This is a genomic window from Anaerosporobacter sp. (assembly GCF_031551385.1).
Lineage (GTDB): Bacteria > Bacillota > Clostridia > Lachnospirales > Lachnospiraceae > Anaerosporobacter.
The window spans coordinates 1-6,265 of sequence record NZ_JAVBNS010000070.1 but is presented as its reverse complement, the minus strand read 5'-3'; the positions used below and the strand labels follow the sequence as shown (position 1 = coordinate 6,265).

General features: G+C 34.9%; 6 protein-coding genes. All 6 read right to left on the bottom strand.

The annotated features are described in order from the left end of the window. Positions 1–141 precede the first annotated feature (141 nt). Positions 142–855, bottom strand: a complete 714-nt coding sequence (locus RMR19_RS07120; protein ID WP_310602808.1) for a pseudouridine synthase — start codon at positions 853–855, stop codon at positions 142–144. After that, positions 855–2,327 carry an RsmB/NOP family class I SAM-dependent RNA methyltransferase gene (locus RMR19_RS07115; protein ID WP_310602807.1) on the bottom strand — a complete coding sequence of 491 codons (1,473 nt, stop codon included), beginning with the start codon at positions 2,325–2,327 and terminating at the stop codon, positions 855–857. Before RMR19_RS07115 ends, RMR19_RS07120 begins: the two co-directional genes overlap by 1 nt. A 54-nt stretch (positions 2,328–2,381) precedes the next feature. After that, entirely contained in the window at positions 2,382–3,185 is an 804-nt protein-coding gene (locus RMR19_RS07110; protein ID WP_310602806.1) for a GTP pyrophosphokinase, read from the bottom strand. Between the two features lie 90 nt (positions 3,186–3,275). After that, on the bottom strand, positions 3,276–4,154 hold the full coding sequence (locus RMR19_RS07105) for a M23 family metallopeptidase (protein ID WP_310602805.1): 879 nt from the start codon (positions 4,152–4,154) through the stop codon (positions 3,276–3,278). Positions 4,155–4,279: 125 nt separating this feature from the next. Then, positions 4,280–5,545: an LCP family protein gene (locus RMR19_RS07100; protein ID WP_310602804.1), complete on the bottom strand. Its 1,266-nt coding sequence runs from the start codon at positions 5,543–5,545 to the stop codon at positions 4,280–4,282. A gap of 97 nt (positions 5,546–5,642) precedes the next feature. Next, positions 5,643–6,265: CapA family protein (locus RMR19_RS07095; RefSeq protein ID WP_310602803.1), on the bottom strand; the 623-nt coding region annotated here is incomplete at its 5' end.

The window sequence follows — 6,265 nt, the reverse complement described above, 5'->3', positions numbered from 1 at the left end:
ATCAAATATAACCGCTTCTATCTCATGAAACATCGATATCCCTACCTTTCTCATAACCTGCAGCTCACTAATTACAGATATACCGCCTCGTATCATACTACACAATCTAACAATTTCTCTTCCACATAACTCTAAGTAAATTTATCTTAGTAATGCAAGCTCTTCCTCTGTAACCTCACGGTATTCTCCTGGTTGCAACGATTCATCAAGTTGCAGAGAACCCATAGATAGACGTTTTAGATAAACTACCGTTTTTCCTACCGCCTCAAACATTCGTTTCACTTGATGGAACTTTCCTTCCTGTATGATTAATATAATCTCACTAAGCTCGCCTTGTGACAAAATTGTTAATTTAGCTGGCATTGCTAAGAACTCATCATCTACTTGTAATCCTTTCGAAAACAATTCGATATCTTCCTCTGTAACAACACCTTCTACTTTTGCATAGTATTTTTTATCTACATGCTTCTTAGGACTTAGAAGAGAATGCGTCAAAGCTCCATCATTCGTAATTAAAAGCAAACCTTCCGTATCCTTATCTAATCTTCCAACCGGAAACAAATCTTTTCTCTTTGATGTTGTAATCAAATCAATTACCGTCTCTGCACGCTTGTCCTCTGTTGCAGATAACACGCCTGCTGGTTTATTTAACATAAAATATTCATAGTGCACATAAGAGATATCTCTGCCATCTAAGCATACGATATCCGAACCCGTTTCTATCTTACGATTTGCATCCGTAACGACTTCATTATTAACTTGTACTCTTCCTTTTTTGATAAATAGTTTCACTTCACTTCGAGTGCCTGCACCCATATCCGCCAAATATTTATCTAGTCGCATCAATTCTTTCATTACATCCATCTCCAACCTGCAAGATATTTGTTTTTCATACCATTGTTACTGCATTTTGCCCAACCGAGAGGATGTCCATCTACACACACTAAGAACCATGTATTCTTCTTTCTTGTTTCAAGGAAAACACCTGAACAATCTTGCATGTCCTCTCTTCCAGCTTTCTTTGCGGCAATTAGCATATCATATTCATCTCTGTCTTTACAATGCATATAATTTTCTGAAGTATCAAGTGTTTCACATTTTAGATACTTTATTGCATCTACGCTGTCACCAAATAGATTCAATACATTCGTATATTCTGTCATCTTCAATGCATTCGCAAGTGCTTGGCTTGGCTCAAAGCGATTTTTCTTCATATCTCCAAGGTATAAACCAAGTCGTAGAATGCGAAGACCTTTCACATTTGGTAGGCCTTCTGGCAGATAATACAAACGTTCCTCTCGAAGCTCAAAGCGATTTGGGTCAAAATCAATGTCTAGCTGTTCTAAAAACTCGATCGCTTCCTCTGACAACTTTGCTTTTCCATAACGATATCCAACGCAAGAAGATGCTTCCACATCTGGGCTTTTTCTTAATAATACAACAAAATGCCCTTCCCCCTCTACCTTATGAGGCCATACGCGAATACAGTTCTTTAACTGTTCATCATTACTGCCTATCCATTCTGGTCGTCCATATCCTAACCCCTCTACGCGCTCTATTGGTTCTACGGTAAATCCTTCTCGGTTCTCTAATAGATAACGTATCGTTCCTTCATTTTCTTCTGGAGAAAATGTACATGTAGAATAAACCATATAGCCACCTGGCTTTAGCATATCTGCTGCGTATAGAATAATATTCTTTTGCAAGTTATTATAGTAATCTACACCATACTGTTCCCAGTTCTTCATAATAGCTGGGTCTTTACGAAACATTCCTTCGCCGGAACATGGTGCATCTACAAGAATTTTATCAAAATATCCACTAAAATATTTTACTAAGTTTGCTGGGTCTTCACTGATAATAACGGGATTTCGCACACCAAATAGCTCAATGTTTTTTAGTAATGCTTTTGCTCTTGAATTACTAATATCATTCGAAACCATAATCCCAGTGCCACCAAGTTTTGCAGCTAACTCTGTACTTTTCCCTCCCGGAGCAGCACATACATCAAGTACTTTATCTCCTGCCTCAATTGGAAGTAATGCTGCTGGAAGCATCGCACTTGGCTCTTGAATGTAATATAGACCAGCATGATAATAGGGATGCTTTGCTGGCTGGTTCTTTCCGTCATAATAAAATCCATTCGTTGTCCAAGGAATTGCCTTTACAGGACAAGGACTTATTTGTTCAAAGTCCTCTCCTGTTAACTTTAATCGATTTGCACGTAAACCTGTTTTATATTTATCATTATAACTGCGTTGGAATACTTCAAACTCTTCTCCAAGCAATTCTTTCATTCTATCTTCAAATTTCTTAGGTAATGCCACAATAACTCCTAACCGTCTATTTTACAGACTATATCTACTATCTTTTGTTAAATGCTAATTTAAACTTTGTGCTCGATATCCTTCCGATATGATATCCAATTCTTTGCTAAAACGTTCTAGCTGTTCTAAATCACCCTCTTGGTAGATACGTAAGAATTCATCTTGAATCTTTACTACTTCTCTTTGATTGGCTACTTTATATAAATTCTGAATATTCGTTAAGATATCAGATACAACACTTGCCTTTACACGGAATGAATTCTGTGCATCCATAATCTCATCTCTTACTTGTGACATCTCTTTATCCAAAATAAGAATTGCTTCCGATGCTTTCAATAATCTATTCTTTATGTGTTGTGGCATATTATGCTTATACTTGTATTGCAATGAATGCTCAATTGTAGCCCAAAAGTTCATGGCAAGTGTTCTAATCTGAATCTCTGCCTGTAAACGTTTTGGACCTTGTAGCGTCTGAACTGTATAATATATAATTAAATGATAGCTGCGATATCCGCTTTCTTTTTTATTTCCAATATAATCTTTAATTGATTTGATTTGCATATCATCTCTTAGTTTAATTAATTCAACTACCCTATCGATATCTTCTACGAATTGACAAATAATACGTATACCTGCGATATCTTCAATTTGTTCCTCTATGCCATCTAATGGTATCTTCTTTTTCTGTGTTTTTTCTAATATACTAGAAATTTTCTTTACTCTACCATTTACCTGTTCAATCGGTGAATATTCACCTGCATTACGATACTCCGTTATAATGTGATTAAACTTAACTACTAATTCATCAACGGCTAGTATATATGGGTCTAATATTTCCCTCCATAATTGTATCTCCATAGACCTCACCTTACCTTTCCTCACGTATTTTTAATTATAACACAAAAGTTATAAACTTACCTCATATTTTTATCTTTATTCATAATCGTCTTACTCACTAAATGCATACGATAATTTGTTATGTTCAAGATAGTTCAGTATATAATAGGGATTAACACTAATCTCTTCTCCATCTTCCATATAATAGATACCAAAATGCAAGTGAACATCAAAGTTTCCTGTCGTTCCTTCTATTTTACTATACCCCGTATCCCCCATAAATCCTATAAACTGGCCAGCAAGAACCGTATCACCAATTTCTAAATCTGGTGCATAAGAATACAGATGCGCATAATAATAATACGCTCCGTTCTCACTTCGAATACCAATACGGTATCCCCCTTGCTCTAACCACCCCTTTTTCTCAACTACTCCATCAGAAACACTTACAATCGGATAAAGACCCCGTTTATTTACCTTCGCCATAATATCCGTTCCTTCATGTCTTCGATTCCCACCATATGACCTAGGATTTCCCCATGAATTCTCATAACTGACAGCATACTTCTTCTTCAAATCTTCAGGCACAGGAAAGTAACGAATATCTGATAACACAATCTTATATCGTTCATATAGTTTACGATACAAATTGGTTTTGCGAATTTCTTCAAGCATAGATTCTGATAACTTTTTATATTTGAACGCTCCATCTTTTGTACATGTATAGGAATTTACCATCATAGATAATGTAATATTCTCTATTCTATCTGCATATTTCTTATCATCGTCATAAAGCAAAACCGCTAATGAATCCTCGGTAAATTCCATACTTCGAAAATACTCCATATTCACATCTAACGTTTGTAGCTTATGAAGCATATGTTTATAAGAAATTGTTGTATGTATAAAACTAAGTAAACATGTATTTACAATTGCTAAGATTAGTATACTCATAACAATTAAAATTCTATATTTATCTTTTCTCTTCATCCACTCACCTGTCCATTGACCTACATGGTATTATATTGTTCGTTCCAATAATTTAGAACAATTGGACAGCAGAGCAAAAACAAAGAGTTTCTATAGCTTAATATAACTATAGAAACTCTTACTTCTTATGGTTGCAAGCTAGTTGCGTTCTCCACATCTGTAGAAGAACTTGTACTATTTATATCTGTAGTATTCGTTATCGAATCATCTGTAGTTTCTTCTTCGCCAAAGATAAATGTATGCAGTGCATCAATATTATCTTGTAATGTATTCGGTAGCAATACTGACATACCTCTTACACTTGTATTACTATAGGCACTATCGATTGGAAGACGTAGTGTTTCTAATTCTGTTGTGCCTAGCGTAACAACTGTTGTTAGATAATTTAAAATTGTAGACTTATCAATATCCGTGGTAGCTAGTGGTAAGATATCATATAAAATCGTAACTAGATCTGTTAACGATTTTGATTTGTATTTCTCAAATATAGCATTCAATACTGTTCTTTGTCTTGATGTTCTACCGAAATCATCACGTTCTGTCTCTGTTTTCACATAACGTACTCTAGAATATCCTAGCGCTTGATTTCCATTAAGCGTCTGTGTACCAGTTTTTACATTACGATAAATTGGATTAGATATATAATTTGTACGGTTTAAGTAAGCAGCTTCACTTGATGTTAATGTGATTTCTACTCCACCAAGACGATCAATAATTTGCTCAAAACCGTCAAAATTAACAAGTACAGAACCATCTAATTCAATATCAAAATTATTCTCTATTGTTTCCTTTAGCAATGGCATTCCACCATTATGATAGGCTGCATTCAATTTATTATCACTATATCCTGGTATGCTAACATATAAATCTCTCATAATAGAAGTAAGCTTTAACGCTTTTTGTTTGACATTAATTGTCGCAATCATCATACAATCCGTACGACCTCTTGAACCGCCATCGTTAATTGCCTCTTCACCAACAAGAAGAATATTAATAACATCCTTATCTGTACGAAGTACACTTGAATTATCTAAAACGATACTCTCTGGATCAACAACCTCTAGGCCTTCTGTATCATCTTGTTCAAATTCTTCCTCTTGTTTTTCTGTGTCTTCCCATTTGGTATAATTAATACGATCTAAGTAATGATTTACAGCATATATTCCTCCAATTGCCACAACCACTATTACAGATAATACAATTGTTAGCACTTTCGCCCATCTTGGAAATCTACCTTTGTTTTCGGCCTCTTCCACTTCATCCGTACTACTCACATCATTTAATGTATCTCCCATATCTTCATTAATCTGATCTGCCAAAGACTTCGTTATATCATTTAGCATATCATCTTTCGATGTATCTAAATCATCATTCTTTTCGTTATCTCTCATTTTTCGTAGCTCCTATGTTTTTATGTATTGCAAAGAATATCCAACACATTATATCACATTTTGTCAATAAATAAAAATATAAATTTTACTTTCTCTACTATTCCTTAATAACATTCCCATATTTATCAATTTTAATACCATATGAGATTCCTTCGTAGTAAGAAAAAAATTCCTCTATCTCTTCATCTGACGTAAGTGTATGTGTATATGCATCTTTTGTTTCACAAGGAATCAATCGCAAATTGCATATATCTTGATCATTAATTGCCACTTCGAGCATAACCGTGCGCTCAATCGTATGACCAAAAACAAAATTTCCAAGACTATATACAATTGGTTTTCCATTATAGTACTCAATTCCTTGTAATACATGCGGGTGACTTCCAATTACCAAATCTGCACCTGCATCAATATATTGCTTCGCCATAGTTCTTTGATATTCCTCTGGCTGCTCTTCCTTTTCTATTCCCCAATGTACATATACAACAACTAAATCATTCGTTTGCTTTGCTGCTTTAATTTCCTCTATAAGAAGAGTTGGGTCATATGTCGTAAAAACGCCTGGAGAATATTTCGTTGCATTCCATTCTGTTATGGGAATAACCCTTGAAGCACCTAAAAAGGCAATATTTCTTCCGTTCATAGTTATAACTGACGGCTTCTTTGCTTCCTCAAGATTTTCTCCCGCACCTACATATCGAATAGCATTCTCATTTAGCG

Coding starts and splice junctions, on each gene's coding strand:
- RMR19_RS07120 (WP_310602808.1), bottom strand. CDS start 855: ATGAAAGAATTGATGCGACTAGATAAATATTTGGCGGATATGGGTGCA.
- RMR19_RS07110 (WP_310602806.1), bottom strand. CDS start 3,185: ATGGAGATACAATTATGGAGGGAAATATTAGACCCATATATACTAGCC.
- RMR19_RS07105 (WP_310602805.1), bottom strand. CDS start 4,154: ATGAAGAGAAAAGATAAATATAGAATTTTAATTGTTATGAGTATACTA.
- RMR19_RS07100 (WP_310602804.1), bottom strand. CDS start 5,545: ATGAGAGATAACGAAAAGAATGATGATTTAGATACATCGAAAGATGAT.